The sequence below is a fragment of the Helicobacter pylori genome, from assembly GCF_011175115.1.
In the GTDB taxonomy this organism is placed as follows: Bacteria; Campylobacterota; Campylobacteria; order Campylobacterales; family Helicobacteraceae; genus Helicobacter; species Helicobacter pylori_DF.
In genome coordinates this window covers 76,529-95,039 of the sequence record NZ_SHOW01000004.1, presented here as the reverse complement: position 1 = coordinate 95,039, position 18,511 = coordinate 76,529, and the positions used below count along the sequence as shown (strand labels likewise).

Genomic DNA, 18,511 nt, shown 5'->3' with positions numbered 1-18,511 from the left:
TTAAGAATAATAAAATGGTAACTAATAACCTAAAATTATACTATAATGTAAGTCTAAAATTTAAGGATTATAACCATTAAAACGATTTTTAGAGATTTTTGTAAAGAACGCTTGAAAAGGGCTAAACCAACCAAAAATAAAGCAGTCAGGGATAAACTGGCTTGCAAGCTTTTATTTTTGAAACTCAAAGATTATCAAAATATTTTATTGTATAGCCCATTAGGGCATGAGCTTGACATTAGGTCTTTGATTTTGAAGTTAAGACAAAAAAATAAGCGCGTGTGGTTGCCTAAAAGCATCAAAAAAGGTGCTAATTTTTCTAAAGAGGGTTTCACTATCGCGCCCTTTAGGTTGCCCTTAAGGCGTTTGGGGTGGTTTGATGAGCCGAGCTTGTCGCACTATTATAAGCGGGAATTAGATTGTATTGTCGTGCCGATTTTAGGGATGGATACAAGCTTTAGGCGCGTGGGTTTTGGGCTAGGCATGTATGATAGGAGTTTGCCCCAATTATTCAAAAGGCGGCTAAAACGCCCCTTAATCGTGTTTGTGAGTAGGGAATTAGCTCTAGCTAATGGTGTTCTTACAAACGCTTATGACATTGAAGCGGATCTTTATATGAATGCTCGTATCGTTATGAAGAATAATAAAAGGAAACATTATGAGCAGCGGGTTAATTTATATTTCATTAGAAGTCTTAGTAGCGTGTTTGATTACCGCTCTAATCATGTATTATGTGATGAAAAAGATTTATTATGCTAGAGGGCAAACCATTTTAAAAGGCGCTTCAGCTAAAGCCAAATTAATGGAGTTTCAAGCGAAATCTTTTGTGGAAGCTGAAGAGATACGCATGAAAAGCCGAGAATGCAAATTGCAGAAACAATACGAAAACAAAAATTTGCAACTTCAAACCCATTTTGAAAAAAAAGAAGCGCATTTGAAGCATTTAGAAGCGCAGCACAAAGAATTTGTAAGAGATGAAAAACGCTATTTGGAAAAAGAAAAACAAGAGCTTGAAAAAGAACGCCAAATTTTAGAACAAGAAAAAGAAAATTTTAAAAAACAGCGTGCTATTTGTAAAGAAGCTCAAGCCAAAGCGCTAGACGCGATGCTCAATTACATGGCTTACACCAAAGATGAAATTAAAAACATGATCTTAGAGCAATTAGAAGAGGAACTAGAAGCGCAAAAAAGCGCCTTAATTAGGCGCTATGAAAAAGAAGCCAAAGAAGGGGGTAAGAAAAAATCGTATGCCATTTTAGCGGAAGCGACAGCCCGTTTTGCGGGCGATTATGCGACAGAGAATTTAACAAGCCGTATCGCTTTGCCTTGCTCAGATTATGTGGGTCGTGTGATAGGCAAAGACGGGAAAAATATTGAAGCGTTTAAAAAGGTCAGCGGGGTGGATATAGAATTTAGCGAAGACAGCAGCGAATTGTGTTTGTCCAGTTTCAATCTTTATCGGCGTGAAGTGGCGAGTGAGACGCTTAAAATTTTAATAGAAGACGGCCGTATCCAGCCTAACAGGATTGAAGAGGTTTATCACAGAGTCGCGCGCAACATGGAAAAAGAACTGCTTTTTGAAGGAGAGAGCGTGGTGCTAGAATTAGAGCTTGGGGCTATGGAAGATGAGCTTAAAATTTTAATAGGCAAAATGCGTTACCGCTCTAGTTTTGGGCAAAACGCTTTACAGCATTCTAAAGAAGTCGCTTTTTTAGCCGGCTTGATTGCAGAGCAGCTTGGAGGGGATAAAAAACTCGCTAGAAGAGCGGGTATTTTGCATGATATTGGTAAAGCGCTCACCCAAGAGCTTGGGAGGGACCATGTGAATTTAGGGGTTGAGGTGTGCAAGCGCCATAAAGAAGATCCGGTCGTGATCAATGCGATTTATGCCCACCATGGGCATGAAGAGATCATGAGCGTGGAGTGTGCGAGCGTGTGTGCGGCTGATGCGCTTTCTGCAGGGCGTCCGGGTGCTAGGAGAAAGAGCGATGAAGAATACGCTAAACGCATGCAAGCTTTAGAAGAGATCGCGTTAGAATTTGATGGGGTGGAAAAGGCGTATGCGATGGAGAGCGGGCGAGAACTGAGAGTGATTGTCAAATCCAACCAAGTCAGGGACAATCAAGTGCCTATTATTGCCAGAAAGATCGCTAAGAGGATAGAAGAGAGCGCTCAGTATGTGGGCGAAGTGGGCGTGCAAGTGGTGCGAGAAAATCGTTTCAAAACGACCGCTACGCTCAAGCAATGATTAAGCCTTTTTCCCGCACCTTTTCCATATGCCTTTAGAAAAAACCTTATAGTAGATGAATGAGCGCAAAAAAGTTTCTGATGCGATCACTACAAAAATAAATTCCACCTTAAAATGATAGATTAAAAGCAAGTAAATAGGCATGATCCTTAACCCCCATAAGCTTAGGGTGTTAATGTATAGTGAGACTTTAGAAATGCCAGCCCCCCTAAAAACTCCATCTAACACAAAATACCCAATTAAGGGGGCTTGAGAGAGACCCACAGCGATCAAATAAGAGCGCGCCACTTCCAAAACTTCTCCATCTTGAGAAAAAAGGCTCGCAAATTCTTTGGCGAATAAGACTAAAATAACCCCTAAAACCCCCATTAAACCCATAGAGATTTTTAAAATCAAATGCGCGTATTCTGTGGCGATCTTTGGCTTGTTCGCCCCTAAATTTTGCCCTGTTAAAACCATCGCTGCGATCATAAACCCAAATCCGGGCATGAACGAAAAGGTTTCCACCCTGATGCCTATTTGCATGCCCGCTAACACCTTATCCCCATAGCTCGCTACAAATTTGGATAAGAGGATTAAAGAAAACAAGCTCAATAAACGCTCAAACCCGGCCGGCCAACCCACTCTAAACATGGTTTTTAAAAAAGAAAAATGAAAGGTTATTTTGAATTTTAAAGGGATTTTTTTGATTTGTATCCAAAGACTAAGCGCGAGTAATTCCCAATAAGAGACAACCACATTCGCTAAAGCAGAGCCTTCAATCCCCATTTCTTTAAAACCAAAATCCCCAAAAATCAAGGCTTGATTCAAGAAAATGCATGCGATGACCATGATGATTTTGACAATAAAGGGGGTTAGGGTGTCTGAAAAACTAGCGAGCGCTGAAACTAAAACATTTTTTAAAAAAATACTCGGTAGCGCGATAACTAAGACTTCTAAATAATCTTGCGTCAATTGGCGTGAAGGATCTTGTAATTGCATCCAATTCAAAAAAGGCTCAATCAAAAAATAAGAAACAATCAGCACGCCCAAACAGATCACAAACGCCCCTATAAAAATACTAGAAAAGGCGTGATTGATTTGAGCAAAATCCCTAGCTCCCACAAGCCTTGAAAGAATGGCGTTAGTGCCGGTGTATAAAATCGTATTGATGCCATAAAAAAGCATCAAAAATTGCAAGCCCACCCCTAAAGCCACAATGTGATGGTGCGAAATCTTACCCACAAAAAAAACCGAGAGCGCGACCACCAGCACATCTAAAAAGGCATTGACCCCAGAGGGTAAGGCTAAAGAAAAGATTTTCTTAACTTGATAGATTAGCCTAATAGTAACGCTCCAACCACCCCAAAAACAATCAAAGGGAGGTTATAGACTAAAAAAGTCGGCACGCATGTGTCATAGATATGATTGTGTTGGTTGTCTGCGTTAAGCCCGCAAGTAGGCCCCATGGTGCTATCGCTAGCCGGTGAGCCTGCATCGCCTAAAGCTGCGGCTATGCCAATGAGTAAAATCATAGATTCCGTGCTAAAACCTAATTTCGCGCATAAAGGAACATAAAACACAGCGATGATAGGAATAGTGCCAAAAGAAGTCCCTATCCCCATAGTGATAAAAAGCCCTGCAACAAGCATTAAAAAAGCCCCTAAAAACTTCCCTTGGATCACGCTTGTGATCGCATTCACTAAGCCATCTATCGCATGCACTTTTTGCAACACTTCCCCAAACCCGCTAGCCACTAACATCACAAAAGCGATAAACGCCATCATCTTCACGCTATCGTCCATTAAAGAGTCTGTTTCTTTAAACTTAATGCCACGGCCTAATAAGATGATCGCTAACGCTAAAAAGGCGGCTAAGGGCATCGAATCGGTGGCTAATTGGATCACAAACGCCACGACAATCCCTATAAAAGTCAAATAGTCATGGTAGTTTAATTGAAGCGAGGCGTAATCTTCTATATTAAAAGATTTTTCTTGGTAGTGTCTGGGTTTTTTGTATAGCGTTAATACCGCTAAAAATAGCCCAGCAACCATCGCTAACCCCGCTATCCACATCACTCCTGTGATTTGCGCTATGGTGGTGCTAACGCCATTAGCTTTCAATTGCTCTAAAATGGTGGTTTGAAAAATCAAGCCAAACCCTACAGGAAGCACCAAGTAGGGGGCTTGCAAGCCAAAGGTTAAAGCGCAAGCGACCGCTCTTCTATCCAATTCTAGCCGGTTCATCAAATGCAAAAGAGGGGGGATTAAAATAGGGATAAAAGCGATATGCACCGGCACTAAATTTTGCGAAAAACATGCGATGAAAGCGATCAAAAAGCAAAAAGTGGATCGCTTGTAATCCATTAAGCCTATTAATTTGCTCAAAGCGACTTTAATGAGGTTGCTTTTAGCGATCGCTACCGCTAAAGCCCCTAAAAGGATGTAGCTTAAAGCGATGTTTAAATTGCCTTTCATGCCGTCTATCATCACGTTAAAACTCTCTGTGATCCCAAGCCCTCCCATAAGCCCTGCTATGAGAGTCGCGCTAATCATAGAAAGCATGACATTGAGCCTTAAAAGGCTAAGAACGCACATGCAAATGATGGCCACAAAGGCAGGATTGCTCCATACAGAGCTATTTTCTAGCATTTTTGCTCCTTGTTAAAATAAAGATACCGCGCAAAAATGATAGAATTTTTGCGCTTGTTTAGCGCAAAAAACCGCATCTACCATGTCAATCCTTTCTAAAATAATCTCTAATCCCTATAGCGTTTCAGCAAATCGTTATAAAAATCAATACGCCTGTCTCTTAAAAATGGCCACATTCGGCGCACTTCTTCGGTGCGTTCTAAATCAATTTCCGCATACAAAATTTCTTCTTTATCGCTCGCTTTAGCCAAGAACTCGCCTAAAGCCCCCACCACAAAACTAGAGCCAAAAAAAGTAATGCCCCCCTTAATCGCCCCACTAGAATCTAACTCCACGCCCACTCTGTTAGTCGCAATCAAAGGCAAGCCATTAGCGATCGCATGCCCTCTTTGGATCGTCTCCCATGCGTTTTGCTGACGCTTTTTTTCTTCATTAGAATCTTCTTCTAAAAACCCTATCGCACTAGGGTAGATTAAAATTTCTGCCCCTTTTAAAGCCATAATTCTAGCCGCCTCAGGATACCACTGATCCCAACACACCATAAGCCCTAATTTCCCCACGCTTGTAATAATAGGCTCAAAGCCCAAATCCCCCGGCGTGAAATAAAATTTTTCATAAAACCCCGGATCATCAGGGATGTGCATTTTGCGATACACTCCAGCGATTGAGCCATTTTTTTCAAACACAACCGCGCTGTTGTGATACAACCCTTTAGCACGTTTTTCAAACAAAGAAGCGATAAGCACCACTTGAAATTTTTGAGCTAAAGCGCTAAAAAAAGCCTTATCTTCTTCAAAATACTCGCCCAAATCAAAAAATTTAGGGTTCTCGCTCTGGCAAAAATAACTATAAGGGTTCAATTCTTGCAACACCACTAAATTGGTTTTAGGGTGTTTTTTTAGCGCTTGTTCAAGCAAGTTGGCTGTATGCTCTATAGTCTTTTTTCTAGAGCCGCAATAAGCATGCTGGAGGATGCTTGCGCAAATCATTTTTCACTCTTCTTCATAATCAGAGTTATAATCTTCATAATCGTCATCATCATAGACATTCTTATAATCATTATACTCTTCATCTTCTTCTTCAAAGCCCTCTAATTCTTCTTCTTCAAAATCTTCCAATTCGTCTTCGTAATCTTTCATTCCACTGCCCTTCATTTTTGATAATATCTTGCACGACTTCACTCGCTATTTGCAAACCAAAACTCGCCGTAACCGCATTAAAACTCCCAAGCTCTATGCAATGCGGGACTTCAGGGCTAAAAACCACTTTAAAATCCCCTTTAAAACGGCGTTTTTTTAAAAAATCCCTAAATTTACGCCCGAATTTATCGCCATAGCTTTCCCACACGCTCCTTACTTGGATGTGTTTAGGGTTCAAGCGTTTCGCGCTCCCCATAGAGCTGATAAACTTCCCGTAAGCGAAATTTTGACACTTTATCGCCAAGCTTGTTTTAATAGGCAAATCGTCCATGCAATCTAAAATGTAATCATAATCTCTAAAATTAAATGAATTTAAAAACGCTTCATCTATGCGATAATTCAAAGCTTGAATGCCCTTATAGAGATCCTGCAACACCAACACTTTAGATTCTCCTATCCTTTCTGATCCAATCTGGCGGTTTTGATTGGTAACATCAAACACATCTTTATCAATGATAGTGATTTGCCCTATCCCCACACGATACAAAGCGTCTAGCGCAAAGCCCCCAACACCCCCCACACCACAGATCAAAACCCTTTGTTGGCGGATTTTTTCAAAATCGTTTTTAAACAACCACCTTATGCGCGTGAATCTATCTATGGGTTCGGACAATCTTTAGCCTTCAATAAAAATAGTGCTTTTATTGTATCGTAGTTTAAAAAATCTAAGACAAAAATTTTTGAATCTTCTTAGCCTTATGCATTTGTAATTGCAGTTCTTCTTTTTCTTTTTCTAATAGTTCAATGCTTTGGGCTATCATTTCCTTAAGGCTTAAAAGCGTGTCTAAATCCAAGCTTTTTATTTGCTCTAAAGAAAGGCACTCTATCAATGAAAAGGCTTGCTTAGAATCTTTTTTAACAAGAGCGATTTTAAAGGAATCTAATAACGCATTAGGCGAGTTCATCTGAATGGATTTCCCTCCATGCTTCTAGTAACCCCCTAGCCACATTCAACACCAAATCAATCTTACTCGCATCATTTTCCACATTGGCCTGCGTTAAAACTTTGATTTGATGGGTGTATAAGCCTGTAAGATACACCGCCACTTCCCCCCCTTTTTCATAATCTAAAATATTCAACAACTCCGTGAAAATATCCGTAACCCTGTTAATATAATAGATTTTCTTTTCAATGTCTTCATTTTCAATACAGCGTTTGGCTTGCGAAGAAAATCTTAAAATCCCTTCATAAAGCATTTCAATGAGTTTTGCCGGGGACTCCACACTCACTCGGTTATGCTGGTAGGCTTGATAAGCGTTAGCGTATTGCATAATGTTCCTTTATCCTTTAAGATTGATGACTCTCTGTTTTTTTTAATTCTTTTTAGCCGCTGCTTGATCGATCATCATTTGCACGGAATTGAATTTTTGATTGGCTTTAGAAATTTGGCTATCATAAGCGGCAAAGCGCTCCGCCATGATGTTGTAGCGGGTTTTTAAAAGCTCTTGAGCGTTTTCTTTGTCTTTAGTCAGGCTTTTAGCGTCTCTGTCTAGGGAATCTTCATAAATCTTTAATTTAGCGCTCCCTCCGTCTATGAGATTAGCGATAACTTGATTGAATTTAGAAAAAATGCCCTCTTGGTGGATTTCTCTGCCCCCCATATCCTTGCTATCGCTCCCATAGAAAAAATCTTGAGTCGCTTTAGGATTAGAATTTAATGCACTACTCAATTTAGCCTCATCCAAACTCATCACGCCTTTATCGTCTAAACTAAGCCCGTATTTCATCAAGCTTTCCACCCCATTATCCGTATGCACGCTATAAGAAAACACGTTATTAAGAGAGGATCTAATGGCGCGAATATCGCCCACGCCGTTAAAAATCCCAGCGATTTTAGTGTCAGCGTCATAGCGCGTGTCTTCATCTAATTTAGGGATAAGCTCATTATAGGCTTTGACAAATTCCTTAAGGCTGTCTATAATGGCTTGATTGTCTCTGCTCACGCTGATAATGGCAGGCTTATTAGGCTCTGTGGTTTGCTCTAAAGTGATATTAACCCCGCTGATCACATCATTGACCTCATTAGTGGGGCGCGTGATGCTTACCCCGTTATAAGTGAATTGTGAATCGCTCGCTTTTTGCAAATTCTTAGACATAAAAAGCGTGTTTTGTGAAGCTTCATAAGATTGCACCATGCCAGCGCTCAAACCCAAATCCTTCAAACTATTCTTGCCTAAAGCGTCCTCGCCCTTAATGGTGAGCATTCCGGTTTTAGAATTGATCACAAGCTTGCCTTCGGCGTTTTTAAACACATTCAAGCCTTCTTTGGAATTGATCGCTTGAATGATAGCGTCTGTGTTTTGCTCGCTAGTGTTGCTCTCTTTGGTTAAGGCTTTTAAATCCAGTTTTTGGCCATTCAAACTAACCACCCCTTCTAATTTACCCTCTTTTATGGTACGAGAGCTTTTTAACAAATCGCTTTCTTGGGTGGTGGTTTGCAAAAACCCAAGCTCTTTAGCCTTACTCCCTTTAACTTCAATGTTTCCTCCACGCCTATCATTAATGATTAAAGATTCCCCCCCATGAAGAGTGTCTATGGAAATATCCCCATTAGCGATCAAGTCTTTAAAATTAGGGTCGTTTTCTAAAGCCTGCTCCATCGCTTTTTGGATCGCTGTGTTTTTTTGTTTGATAGAAGCGCTTTCAGGGAGCTCTAGCATGATAGGGACTTCATGCATGTTCCCATCAGCCCCCTTTAAATTCAAACTCAATTCGCTTTTCCCGTCTCCATCAAGCCCTAAAGAAAGGGCGTTTTTGTTAGTGAGCGTGGATTGGAGGTGTGAGCCAAAATAGACTCGGTTGTCTTCGCCGGTGTTTTTAGTGTTCACCATTAATTGGTAGGGGTCATTCCCTCCTGTTTTCATCACAATGCCCATCACTTCGCCATTGGTAGCGTCCGTGATGCTTTGAGCCACATCGCCTAAAGTCATTCCTGCTTTAATATCAACGGCGTAATCCTTGTTTTGCGTGTAAAATTTGAGCGTGGTATCCACTTGGCTAAAAATATCATCTCTTGAAGAAAATTTCGCCCCTAATTCGTTAATATCGCCTTGCGCTAAATTTTGCACATCCACTTTAATGTCTTGAATAGGCACGCCAGCCCCCACGCTCGCGCTCAACGCATCGCCTGTAACATTGCTTTTTCGGCTGATATAAGTGGAATAATCTGAAAGCGTTTTAACCGGGCCTTTTAGAGATGAAAGGAGTGTTTTAATTTCCACAAGGGCTTTTTGTTTTTCAACATTTTGCTCCATTTTCTTGTCTAGGGGGGCGATTAAAGCTTTTTCATCAGCGTCCTTAAGCTTGTCAATCACATCGTAATTCAAAACCTTACTGCCAAGCCCCAATGAGCTTAATGAACCTATTGCCATGTTTTACCTCTAATGTTTAGCCTCTTTTATCAAAGATAATGCCTATCACATCGCGCATTCTTTGCATAAGCTCCACGGCTTCTTTAGAGGGTATTTCTCTTATCACCTTATCCCCATTAGCGTCTTTGACTGAAACCACTAACCCTTTGATCGTATCGTTATAACTGAAATTAATATCCGTGCCAATGCGTTTCATTTCTTCATTCAGACGCTCGCTCAATAATTCTAGCTTGGGTTTGTATTGATCAGGGTCTATCGTTGTCTTAGATTCATCTATGGCGTTTGTAGCATTTGTGCGACTGATCTCTTTTGTAGGGGTTGTTTGAACGCTTGCATGAGATGCGGGAATCCCAATCCCTTGAACTTCATTGACCATAAAAACCTCCAAATTTTTCCATACCTATAAATGTAACTATTTCTTTGTTTGTCAAATTCTTTAGCTAATATCGGCAAAAAGACGATTTGTTAAATCTTAATTGCGCGCGATGAGTTCTAAGGGGTTGATGTGTTTTTCTTTCATGGTTACTTCAAAGCCCAAGCGTTGCTCAATGCGCCCTAAAACATAGCCTTTTTGGATGCGCATGCCGCTTTTAATGGTGGGGGCGATTTTATCCAATTGAGAATAAATCGTGCGGATGCCGTTTTTATGCTCAATGATAACGACTTTTTTAAGCATGTTGATTTCTTTAGCGAACACGATTTTCCCGTCTAAAACATTACGCACCAAAGCGTTTGGGGTTTTTGACACTAGCGTGATAGACTCGCTAAAAATTTTTAAATTATAAACCGGGTCAATATAGGGGCCAAATTTTTGCACCACTTCATAATCGTTCAAGGGAGCGATCGTTTTTGGCCCGTTATAGCTCGTGGTGTTGATATTTTGATAAGAGCTAGCCACTTGTTTGACTTCTAAGGCTTGAGAAGATTTTTTCAAACTGACCCTCTCTTCATTTTCTCTATTTTGTTTGATGATATTCAAGCGTTTTAAAAGAGCGTTTAAATTCTGGCGCTCTTTCTCTAAAAGGGTTAGCCGTTGGTTATAGATCGCGTAATCTTTTTGCATGCTCAAAATGAGCTTATTTTGTTCGGTTTGCAAGGATTTTAAGGTTGATTCACGAGTTTTTTGCTCATCTATGACAGAGGAGATTTTTTGAATGCTGTTTTTGACTTTTAAAGCTTGCACATTGAGTTCTCTTTCTTCTTGGCTTAATTGCGACATTTTAGACAGAGTGCTTTGGTGCAAGTTTTCAAACGCCACTTGTAAAATCACATCATTAGAAGAGGCTAAATTCTGCCCCTTTAGGGCTTGTGAAAAAAGAAAATCCTCTAAAAGCGTATCAAACACCCTCTTTTGTAAAAATGATCGCTGTTTTTGCAAATGATCTAAAGACTTGCGGTAGTTGGTTAGGACTTTTTCTTGAGCCAAACTTTCGTTACGATTTTTTTCAAGACTCTTTTTTAAGGCGACCATTTGGTGCTCAATTTCCGCTTTTTGAAGCTCTTTAGAGCGGATCGCTTCGCCTAAAGAACTCAAACGGCTGTTCAGTTGGTTTTTTTCTTCATGGGTTTTTTTTAAAAGGGTTTCTTTGTGTTGGATGTCTTTAGCAATATCGCTCACTTTTTGCGTGTTAGCTGATAGTAAGGTAGCTAATAAAAATATTCCTAATTTATACATGTCTAGTCCTCCAAGCTACAAGTAAAATAGAAACAAATGAGACCACAAGGCTAAAAAGCAGTCCCCATAAAAAATGGTTTAAAACAAACGCGCCTCCTATAATACCCAAAGTATCCATCGTTTTTTCAAAACCTTTTTGCGAAGTGATATAAAGCATGAACATGGGGGCTAAAAAACTAGCGATTAGAGAATCTATTAAAGCTATTTTATACAAAAACCCGTTTTTAAAAGACACCGAAGCCCCTAATAAATCCATGATCTCTAACCTCTCATGGTATTGATAGATCCAGATGCGGACTTGCTTGAACATCAATAAAACCGATAAAACAAAAACCACTAACGCAAAGATATAGACCGCTGCTTTAATAAAACTCAAGAGATCATACACTTGCATGTAAGTTTTGGCAAAGACTTCAACTTTTTGAACGCCAGGGATTTTGAGTAATTTTTCTTTAATGTTTTCTAAACGCTCTTGAGTGGGGAATGTGGAAAGTTGTAAAGAATAAAAAAAGGGTAAATTTTTTTTTAATTCCTTAAGCCCGTCTGTGCCTAAAGTTTTTTGAAGAGGCTCTAAAGAATAATTAGGATCAATTTCTTTTAACGCTACAATCTCGTTAAAATTTTGACGCAACAATTCCAAGCCTAATTTTTGCGTGCTGGCCAACACGACTGAATAATCTTCAATCAATTTTTTTTCTTTCTGTTCGATCGCTTGATTGATAAACAACACACACTCCAAGCTAAACAATAACGCTACTAGGGGAATGATAAAGGCTAAATGCTTTTTAAGAGTATTCATAAACTTCCCCCTCTTCTATGTAAAATTTTCGGTGATAAGCGCTAAAATTTTTAGGGAATTTGTGCGTAACCACCACGATCGTAGCGTTTAATTGCGTGTTCATGCCCCTTAACAGGCTCCAGATTTTATCGCTAGAATAATCGTCTAAATTCCCAGTAGGTTCATCGGCTAAAATGAGTTCAGGGCAGTTCGCCATAGCCCTAGCCATAGCCACTCGCTGTTGTTCGCCCCCACTGAGCTCTTTAGGGTAGCGGTTGGCCTTATGGCGTAAATCAATATGCCCTAAAAGTTTTTCTAGCTGCAAGTGGCATTCTTCTTTTTTGATTCCGCAAATGATCATCGGTAGTTTGATGTTTTGTTCAATCGTGTAATCTTGGATCAATTTATAATCTTGGAAAACCACGCCAATATTTTTACGCAAATCTAAAATCGTTGCTTTTGAAGCGTTGTTCATGTTGATATTGCAAACTTCTAACTTGCCGCTAAAAAGTTTTAAATCCCCATAAAACGAACGCAAAAGCGTGCTTTTACCGCTCCCGCTAGGCCCTGAAATGAACACAAAATCCTTGCGTTTGATGCGTAAATTAGCATGCTTAATGACCGGTTCGTTTTGCTGGTATTGTAAGCATAGATTGTTCGCTGCGATGATCACACTCATCCAATTCCCTTTTGGCTTAGGATATTTTGAAGCAAAAGATGCGCTTTGTGGTTGTTTAAGGTTTTTAAGGGGCTTTTATTGAGGTAAAAAATCTGATTTTCTGCCAATAAAACAAACAAACGCACAGGCCAATCAAAATCCCCCATGCTCAATTCCACTAAAAAATCCCCTTTATTTTCATAAATATTACAAACATGCACAAAATACCCCTCTTGGATGATTTTTGGGGTTTTTAAAATCGCTCCAACGCTTTCTTTATCAATTGTTATTGTATCAAAAGAAAAATCAAATGCATGGTCATCAAAAGGGGTTTCATTTAATTCTAAAGAATAAATTCTTAAATCATAAATATCTTTTTTGAGTTTATTCCAACGCGCTTCATACTTGCTAACCACCGGGATTTGAGCGTTTTTTTTGATTTCTATCTCGCATTGAAAATTTTTTAGGGCTAATTTTAGGCTGTCTTCAAAATAAAGGCTATCATCGGTTCGTAATTCCAAAAACCCTCTAGACTTTAAAACCCTTAAAGCTTCGTTTAAAAATTTTTCGCTTAGCACCCGGCGGTGTTTTTTATCATTCCATGGCACAGGGAAATGCACAAAAATTTTCTCGCACCTGTGATTTGGCATGCTTTCTAAAACCAAACGGCCATCGCCTTGCAAGATGTGCAGATTTTTTAAATCCAGCAATTCAATTTGCTTTAACGCTTGCGCGATGGATGGGGTGTAAATCTCTATCCCTAAGCATGTTTTAGTGGGGTTGTTTTTGGCTAATTCTATCAAATGCCTCCCGCTCCCAAAACCAATTTCGGCTAAAATAGGGGCTTGATTTTTTTGAATAAAGTCTTCAAAAGTTCCTAAATCAAGGGCTTTTTTTCCGCTCGCATGTTTAGAATTTTCTTGCAAATTATGCGAAATGACCTCAAAAGATTGCGAATAAATCCTTAAAGCTTGTTTTAAAATTTCTCGTTTTAAGGGCGTTGCTTTTTCGCTTTTGATTAAAAAATCACTCGCTCGCCGGATTTTTTGCAATAAAAAAATGTGATCCTTAAAACTCGCATACACACAGCTTTTAGTGGGGTTTTTTAAGCTTAAAAATTCCTTATGAAAACAAAAATCCCCTTCAATTAAGGGGTATTCTAAAGGCTTGGAGTCTAGCTTGGCTAAAAAATGGGGCATTAAAACCCTTTTAGCGCTCTAAAAACAAACGCACTTCTTTGCTGGGGTGCGACTCTAATCCATCCTTATCCACGCTCACCACTTGATAGCGGTAAGCCACGCCCACTTTCATGTCCTTATCCACGAACTGGTTTTTGGTGATATTCCCAAAACGCAAAGGGGTTTTAGAATTGGCTTCAAAACGATACACCGCATAAGTGGCTATTTTAGCGCTTGGGTTATTTTCCCATTGAATGAGGGCTGAAGAGTCTTGAATAGTCCCTTTAGTGATGATAGGGGCTTCGGGCCTATCAGCAGTTTCACCCATTGCAGGATCTTTGGGTAATGCCCCTTCAAGATGCGTTTTATCAAGGGCGACGACTTTGTAATAACGAGTGAGGTTGTCTTTTTCTATTTTATCCACATAGGAAGTGTTGGTGGTTTGAGCGATGAATTTGTATTTATCGTTGCGATTATTGGAAGCGTAAATGCGATAAGCTATCACATCTTCTTCAGGGGATTTATCCCAACTCAATTCAATGTGTCGGGTGAGGTTTTGGCTCACTCTAACATTAGCGATTTCTTTGGGTAAATCTTTGGTTTTCCCTTCTACTATGATGCTAGGCCTGGATTTATCCCCCATGAAATTTTCGGCGATGACTTGGTAGCGGTATTTTTTTCCATCTTCTAAATCTTTATCAAAAAACTCCACAAACAAGCGGTTCCTAACAGCCCCTACGCTAACAAATTTGCCGTCTTTATTCTGCCTTTGGATGATGTATTTAGAAACGCTGGGATTTGGGTGCGGGCTCCAAAAGACTTTCACGCTTTTAGGGTATTCAAGGCTTGCAAACACGCTTTCTACGGGATTAATAAAAGAGGTTTTCACTAAAATGGGTTCTGAAAGTTTAGAGATTTTATCGCCCTTGTAAGTAGCGAGCTGGTAAGTGTAGGAACTCTCTGTTTCTAGCCCCTCATCATAATAATGGGTCGCATAAGGGTTTTTAATCGTGGCGATTTTTTTAAGTTTGGAGTCTTTTTTCAAACGATACAAAATAAACCCATCAATATCATAAGTATCAGCGATTTTAGGCCATTCAAAACCCACTGAACTCACATCATTAATGGTTTTAACAGAATGGACCACTGGGAGCTTAGTGTCTATATTTTCTTGATTGTTAAGGGCTGAAAAAGTATGATTCCTGGTAGAAGAACATCCTATAAAAACCGCTAATACCACACTACTTTGCAATAAAAGCGTGAAGTATTTTTTCTTCATCCAAGACCTCATCTAAATTCTCCTTGTCAAAAACTTTTTTAAGATATTCTAACATATCCTTTAATAGGGGAACTTTAAAGCGCAGTTTTTGCTCGCTTCTAGGGTGTTTGAACTCTATCAAATAGGCATGCAGCATGATTCTTATTTCTTCTTTAGAAAGCGCCCCATTAAGCCCGTAAAGGTTATCGCCGATGATGTGTCTGTTCAAATATTCTAAATGCGCTCTGATCTGGTGCGTGCGCCCGGTGAATAGTTTAGCCCCTATCAAATCCATGCCATTTTGAGAAGTCAGCAAGCTAGTAAATTCGCTTTTAGAATAGCGGCTTTTTTCTTTTTTAGCCGCTTTGAGCGCTATCATTTTTAAGCGGTTATTAGGGTTTCTTGTCAAATAGCATTCCACGCTCATTTTTTCTTCTTTTAAGGGCGTTGAAAGCAAGGCGATATAGTAGCGTCCCATTGTTTTGGTTTTGAGTTGCTCGCTCAAACGAACATGGGTAAAATTGTTTTTAGCGATGACAATCCCTCCGCTCGTATCCTTATCCAAACGATGCACAATCCCATAGCGCTCTTTTGAGCCTAGATTGGAAAGCTCGTAATTTTGAGATTTTAACCAATCCACTAAAGTAGGCTCTTTCACGCTTGGGGCTTTATGGACGACTAGATTGGGAGGCTTATTCAACACTAACAAATCTTCATCTTCAAAAATGACTTCTATTTCTAAATCAAGCTCTTTTTTTAAGGGTTTGGGCGCGATTTTGGGCGTTAAAAGCGTGATTTCATCGCCCTCTTTTAAGGCTAACCCCCCTTTTTTGACCTCCTTTTTTTGACAAAACACCAGCCCCTCTTTAATCAAATTCAACACTTGGTTTTTAGAAATTCGCAATTCTTTGGCTAGAAATTCATCAATGCGTTTGTAATGGGTAGGGGCGGTGAAAACTTTTTGCATTCAAACTCTTTTTTGCATTTTTAAAAACCATTATTCTACTCAAAACCTTAAAAAAATCCTATTTCATTATTTTAATACGTTATAATCGGTGTGCCAACATTTTGTGGCTCAAATCATTTTAAAAGGGGTTCTAATAGCATGACGGGCATGATAAACTGAACGGCGTTTTGCGTGGCTTTTTAGGCGACTCATTCACGCTTGATGGGAAAGAGGGAGGATTGAACATGAGCAAGATGCTTGAACACATCAAAAAAGAAAAACCCAAGATGAATGTTTTGCTCATGGGGGCTACTGGGGTGGGTAAAAGCTCGCTCATTAACGCTCTATTTGGTAAAGAAATCGCTAAAGCAGGCGTAGGAAAGCCTATCACTCAGCATCTTGAAAAATACATTGATGAACAGAAGGACTTGATTTTGTGGGACACTAAAGGCATTGAAGCTACAGATTACCACAACACCATGCAAAGCATTAAAAAAGAAATGGAAGATTCTTTTAAAACGCTTAGCGAAAAAGAAGCCATTGATGTGGCGTATTTGTGCGTTAAAGAGACTTCTGGTAGGGTTCAAGAGAGAGAGAGTTATTAAGCTTCGCTAAAAATTGGAATATCCCAACGATTGTCGTTTTCACAAACACTCAAGCCGAAGCCGGCGAGGCGTTTGTCCAAGAATCTAAAGGGATCATAGACGAAGAATGGGGGTTTAAAGGTTTTGTCAGAGCTTATGTGAGGGTCAATTCCGTTGCCTTTTCATTTAGGGGGTTGGAAGTCCCTGTTGAAGGTTTAGAAGAATTGGTAGATGAAACGAAAAAATACCTTTCAGACGCTGAAAAAAATAAGAGAAGGCATTTTTTGAGTATTCAAAAAGTTAAGATTCAAGAAAGAAAACAGGCCATGATAGAGGAATGTAAAACCATTATCCATGTTGCATCAGGAGCAGCAGGAGCGGCTGGGCTTATCCCCATACCCTTTAGCGATGCGCTCGCTATCGCACCCATTCAAGCGGGGATGATTTATAAAATGAATGACGCTTTTGGAATGGATTTGGATAAATCTGTGGGCGCGAGTTTGGTCGCAGGGTTGTTAGGCGTAACCGCTGTCGCGCAAGTGGGGAGGACGCTCGTTAATGGTTTCCTTAAATTCATTCCTGTTGTGGGGAGTGTTGCAGGGGGCGCAACCGCTACCGTTATCACAGAAGGCATTGGGTTTGCGTATTTGAAAGTGCTAGAAAAGTGCTTTAATGATGAAACAGGCGAAGTGAATTTGCCTGGTGAAGTTGACATGATAACCTCTCTCTTTAAGGAGAATTATCTCAACTTGGATACAATCAAAAAATTAACGCAATAAGATTAGGGGTTATGAAAAACGCATGGCATTAGACAAAAGGATTTGGATGCATTTTGATCTTTTGCCTTTCGTGTTTATCATCCCCTTGCTTGCGGTTTCTTTTTTGTTGATTTTTGAGAGCAGTGCGGTTTTGAGCTTGAAGCAAGGGGTTTATTATGCGATAGGGTTTCTTCTCTTTTGGGTAGTGTTTTTTATCCCTTTTAGGAAGCTCGATCGGTGGCTCTTTGCGCTTTATTGGGCGTGCGTGATTTTATTAGCGTTAGTGGACTTTATGGGGTCTAGCAAGCTTGGGGCGCAGCGATGGCTAGTCATTCCTTTCACTTCTATCACCTTACAGCCCAGCGAACCCGTGAAAATCGCTATCCTTTTGTTATTGGCGCATTTGATTAAAATAAACCCGCCCCCTTTTAAGGGCTATGATTGGGGCATGTTTTTAAAGCTTAGTTTTTACATTTGCTTACCGGCGGCTTTGATTTTAAAACAGCCTGATTTAGGCACGGCCCTCATTGTTTTAATCATGGGTTTTGGGATTTTGTTGATCGTGGGTTTAAGGACTAGGGTGTGGCTCCCTCTTTTAATCGCTTTAATAGTGGCTTCGCCTATCGCTTATCATTTCTTGCATGATTACCAAAAAAAGCGCATCGCAGACTTTCTTTCTGAAAAGCCTAATTACCATGTCATGCAATCCATTATCGCTATAGGATCGGGCGGGTTTTTAGGCAAATCCAAAGAAGCCTCCACCCAAACCAAATTCAAATTCTTGCCTATCGCAACGAGCGATTTTATCTTCGCCTACTTCGTGGAGCGTTTCGGGTTTTTAGGGGCTATATTGCTTTTTGCGATTTATATAGGCTTGAGTTTGCATTTATTTTTTTATCTGTTTGAGAGCAACAGCGATTGGTTTTTAAAGATTGTAGCCCTTGGGATTTCTATTTTAATCTTTGTTTATTCCAGCGTGAATATCGCCATGACTTTAGGGTTAGCCCCTGTTGTGGGGATTCCCTTGCCTTTATTCAGCTATGGGGGGAGCAGTTTTATCACTTTTATGATCCTGTTTGCAATCCTAGAAAACTTGCTTGCTTTTCGCTATATTTTTGGATACAATAGCAAACCATCCTTTGGGAATTTTGGATTCTTAGCTCAGCTGGTCAGAGCGCTCGGCTCATAACCGATTGGTCGTAGGTTCAAGTCCTACAGAATCCACCA

The 18,511-nt window shown here is 40.0% G+C and carries 20 protein-coding genes and 1 tRNA gene; 6 read left to right on the top strand and 15 right to left on the bottom strand.

The genetic code is table 11. The features are described from left to right. The first annotated feature begins 84 nt into the window (after positions 1-84). Positions 85-759, top strand: coding sequence for a 5-formyltetrahydrofolate cyclo-ligase (locus tag EXS92_RS05480; RefSeq protein ID WP_341848054.1), 675 nt, complete (start codon positions 85-87; stop codon positions 757-759). Then, complete coding sequence (gene rny / locus EXS92_RS05475; RefSeq protein ID WP_242673988.1) at positions 737-2,248, top strand: ribonuclease Y; 1,512 nt, start codon at positions 737-739, stop codon at positions 2,246-2,248. Before EXS92_RS05480 ends, rny begins: the two co-directional genes overlap by 23 nt. Here rny and EXS92_RS05470 read toward each other — a convergent pair whose 3' ends face one another. The 15 genes from EXS92_RS05470 to EXS92_RS05400 all read right to left on the bottom strand — a co-directional run bounded on the left by EXS92_RS05470 (position 2,249) and on the right by EXS92_RS05400 (position 15,963). Then, positions 2,249-3,565 (bottom strand): MATE family efflux transporter, encoded by a 1,317-nt coding sequence (locus EXS92_RS05470; RefSeq protein WP_341848053.1) that lies wholly within the window; start codon positions 3,563-3,565, stop codon positions 2,249-2,251. Continuing rightward, entirely contained in the window at positions 3,565-4,878 is a 1,314-nt protein-coding gene (locus EXS92_RS05465) for a Na+/H+ antiporter family protein (RefSeq protein WP_165515802.1), read from the bottom strand. Before EXS92_RS05465 ends, EXS92_RS05470 begins: the two co-directional genes overlap by 1 nt. 107 nt (positions 4,879-4,985) lie before the next feature. After that, the gene (locus tag EXS92_RS05460) at positions 4,986-5,867 is read right to left on the bottom strand and encodes a carbon-nitrogen hydrolase (protein ID WP_165515801.1); all 882 of its coding nucleotides are present in this window, start codon (positions 5,865-5,867) and stop codon (positions 4,986-4,988) included. A gap of 3 nt (positions 5,868-5,870) precedes the next feature. Further along, positions 5,871-6,017, bottom strand: a complete 147-nt coding sequence (locus EXS92_RS05455) for a hypothetical protein (RefSeq protein ID WP_000656207.1) — start codon at positions 6,015-6,017, stop codon at positions 5,871-5,873. Then, positions 5,983-6,690 carry a tRNA threonylcarbamoyladenosine dehydratase gene (locus EXS92_RS05450; protein ID WP_165515800.1) on the bottom strand — a complete coding sequence of 236 codons (708 nt, stop codon included), beginning with the start codon at positions 6,688-6,690 and terminating at the stop codon, positions 5,983-5,985. The genes EXS92_RS05455 and EXS92_RS05450 overlap by 35 nt, the downstream gene beginning before the upstream one ends. A 52-nt stretch (positions 6,691-6,742) precedes the next feature. Further along, positions 6,743-6,982: a hypothetical protein gene (locus tag EXS92_RS05445; RefSeq protein WP_165515799.1), complete on the bottom strand. Its 240-nt coding sequence runs from the start codon at positions 6,980-6,982 to the stop codon at positions 6,743-6,745. Beyond that, positions 6,969-7,349, bottom strand: a complete 381-nt coding sequence (gene fliS, locus EXS92_RS05440) for a flagellar export chaperone FliS (protein ID WP_001199081.1) — start codon at positions 7,347-7,349, stop codon at positions 6,969-6,971. The genes EXS92_RS05445 and fliS overlap by 14 nt, the downstream gene beginning before the upstream one ends. Positions 7,350-7,391: 42 nt before the next feature. After that, a complete protein-coding gene (gene fliD / locus EXS92_RS05435) occupies positions 7,392-9,449 on the bottom strand; it encodes a flagellar filament capping protein FliD (protein ID WP_165515798.1) in 2,058 nt (685 codons plus the stop codon). A 16-nt stretch (positions 9,450-9,465) separates the two neighbouring features. Beyond that, the gene (locus EXS92_RS05430) at positions 9,466-9,825 is read right to left on the bottom strand and encodes a FlaG family protein (protein WP_000245924.1); all 360 of its coding nucleotides are present in this window, start codon (positions 9,823-9,825) and stop codon (positions 9,466-9,468) included. A gap of 96 nt (positions 9,826-9,921) precedes the next feature. Further along, the gene (locus EXS92_RS05425) at positions 9,922-11,124 is read right to left on the bottom strand and encodes a murein hydrolase activator EnvC family protein (protein WP_165515797.1); all 1,203 of its coding nucleotides are present in this window, start codon (positions 11,122-11,124) and stop codon (positions 9,922-9,924) included. Continuing rightward, positions 11,117-11,923: an FtsX-like permease family protein gene (locus EXS92_RS05420; protein WP_165515796.1), complete on the bottom strand. Its 807-nt coding sequence runs from the start codon at positions 11,921-11,923 to the stop codon at positions 11,117-11,119. Before EXS92_RS05420 ends, EXS92_RS05425 begins: the two co-directional genes overlap by 8 nt. Next, a complete protein-coding gene (locus EXS92_RS05415; protein WP_165515795.1) occupies positions 11,910-12,581 on the bottom strand; it encodes an ABC transporter ATP-binding protein in 672 nt (223 codons plus the stop codon). The genes EXS92_RS05420 and EXS92_RS05415 overlap by 14 nt, the downstream gene beginning before the upstream one ends. Continuing rightward, positions 12,578-13,759: a tRNA (guanosine(46)-N7)-methyltransferase TrmB gene (gene trmB / locus EXS92_RS05410; protein ID WP_165515794.1), complete on the bottom strand. Its 1,182-nt coding sequence runs from the start codon at positions 13,757-13,759 to the stop codon at positions 12,578-12,580. The genes EXS92_RS05415 and trmB overlap by 4 nt, the downstream gene beginning before the upstream one ends. A 10-nt stretch (positions 13,760-13,769) precedes the next feature. Beyond that, entirely contained in the window at positions 13,770-15,017 is a 1,248-nt protein-coding gene (locus EXS92_RS05405) for a fibronectin type III domain-containing protein (RefSeq protein WP_165515826.1), read from the bottom strand. Then, complete coding sequence (locus EXS92_RS05400) at positions 14,980-15,963, bottom strand: RluA family pseudouridine synthase (protein ID WP_165508258.1); 984 nt, start codon at positions 15,961-15,963, stop codon at positions 14,980-14,982. The genes EXS92_RS05405 and EXS92_RS05400 overlap by 38 nt, the downstream gene beginning before the upstream one ends. Positions 15,964-16,118: 155 nt before the next feature. Here EXS92_RS05400 and EXS92_RS05395 point away from each other — a divergent pair, with 155 nt between their 5' ends. From EXS92_RS05395 to EXS92_RS05380, 4 genes are all read left to right on the top strand, one after another. Next, a complete protein-coding gene (locus EXS92_RS05395; protein WP_165515824.1) occupies positions 16,119-16,547 on the top strand; it encodes a GTPase in 429 nt (142 codons plus the stop codon). 173 nt (positions 16,548-16,720) lie between these two features. Continuing rightward, positions 16,721-17,305 carry a YcjF family protein gene (locus EXS92_RS05390; protein WP_242673987.1) on the top strand — a complete coding sequence of 195 codons (585 nt, stop codon included), beginning with the start codon at positions 16,721-16,723 and terminating at the stop codon, positions 17,303-17,305. 22 nt (positions 17,306-17,327) lie between these two features. Then, entirely contained in the window at positions 17,328-18,473 is a 1,146-nt protein-coding gene (locus EXS92_RS05385; protein WP_165515823.1) for an FtsW/RodA/SpoVE family cell cycle protein, read from the top strand. Then, positions 18,435-18,511 (top strand) — tRNA-Ile (locus tag EXS92_RS05380). The genes EXS92_RS05385 and EXS92_RS05380 overlap by 39 nt, the downstream gene beginning before the upstream one ends.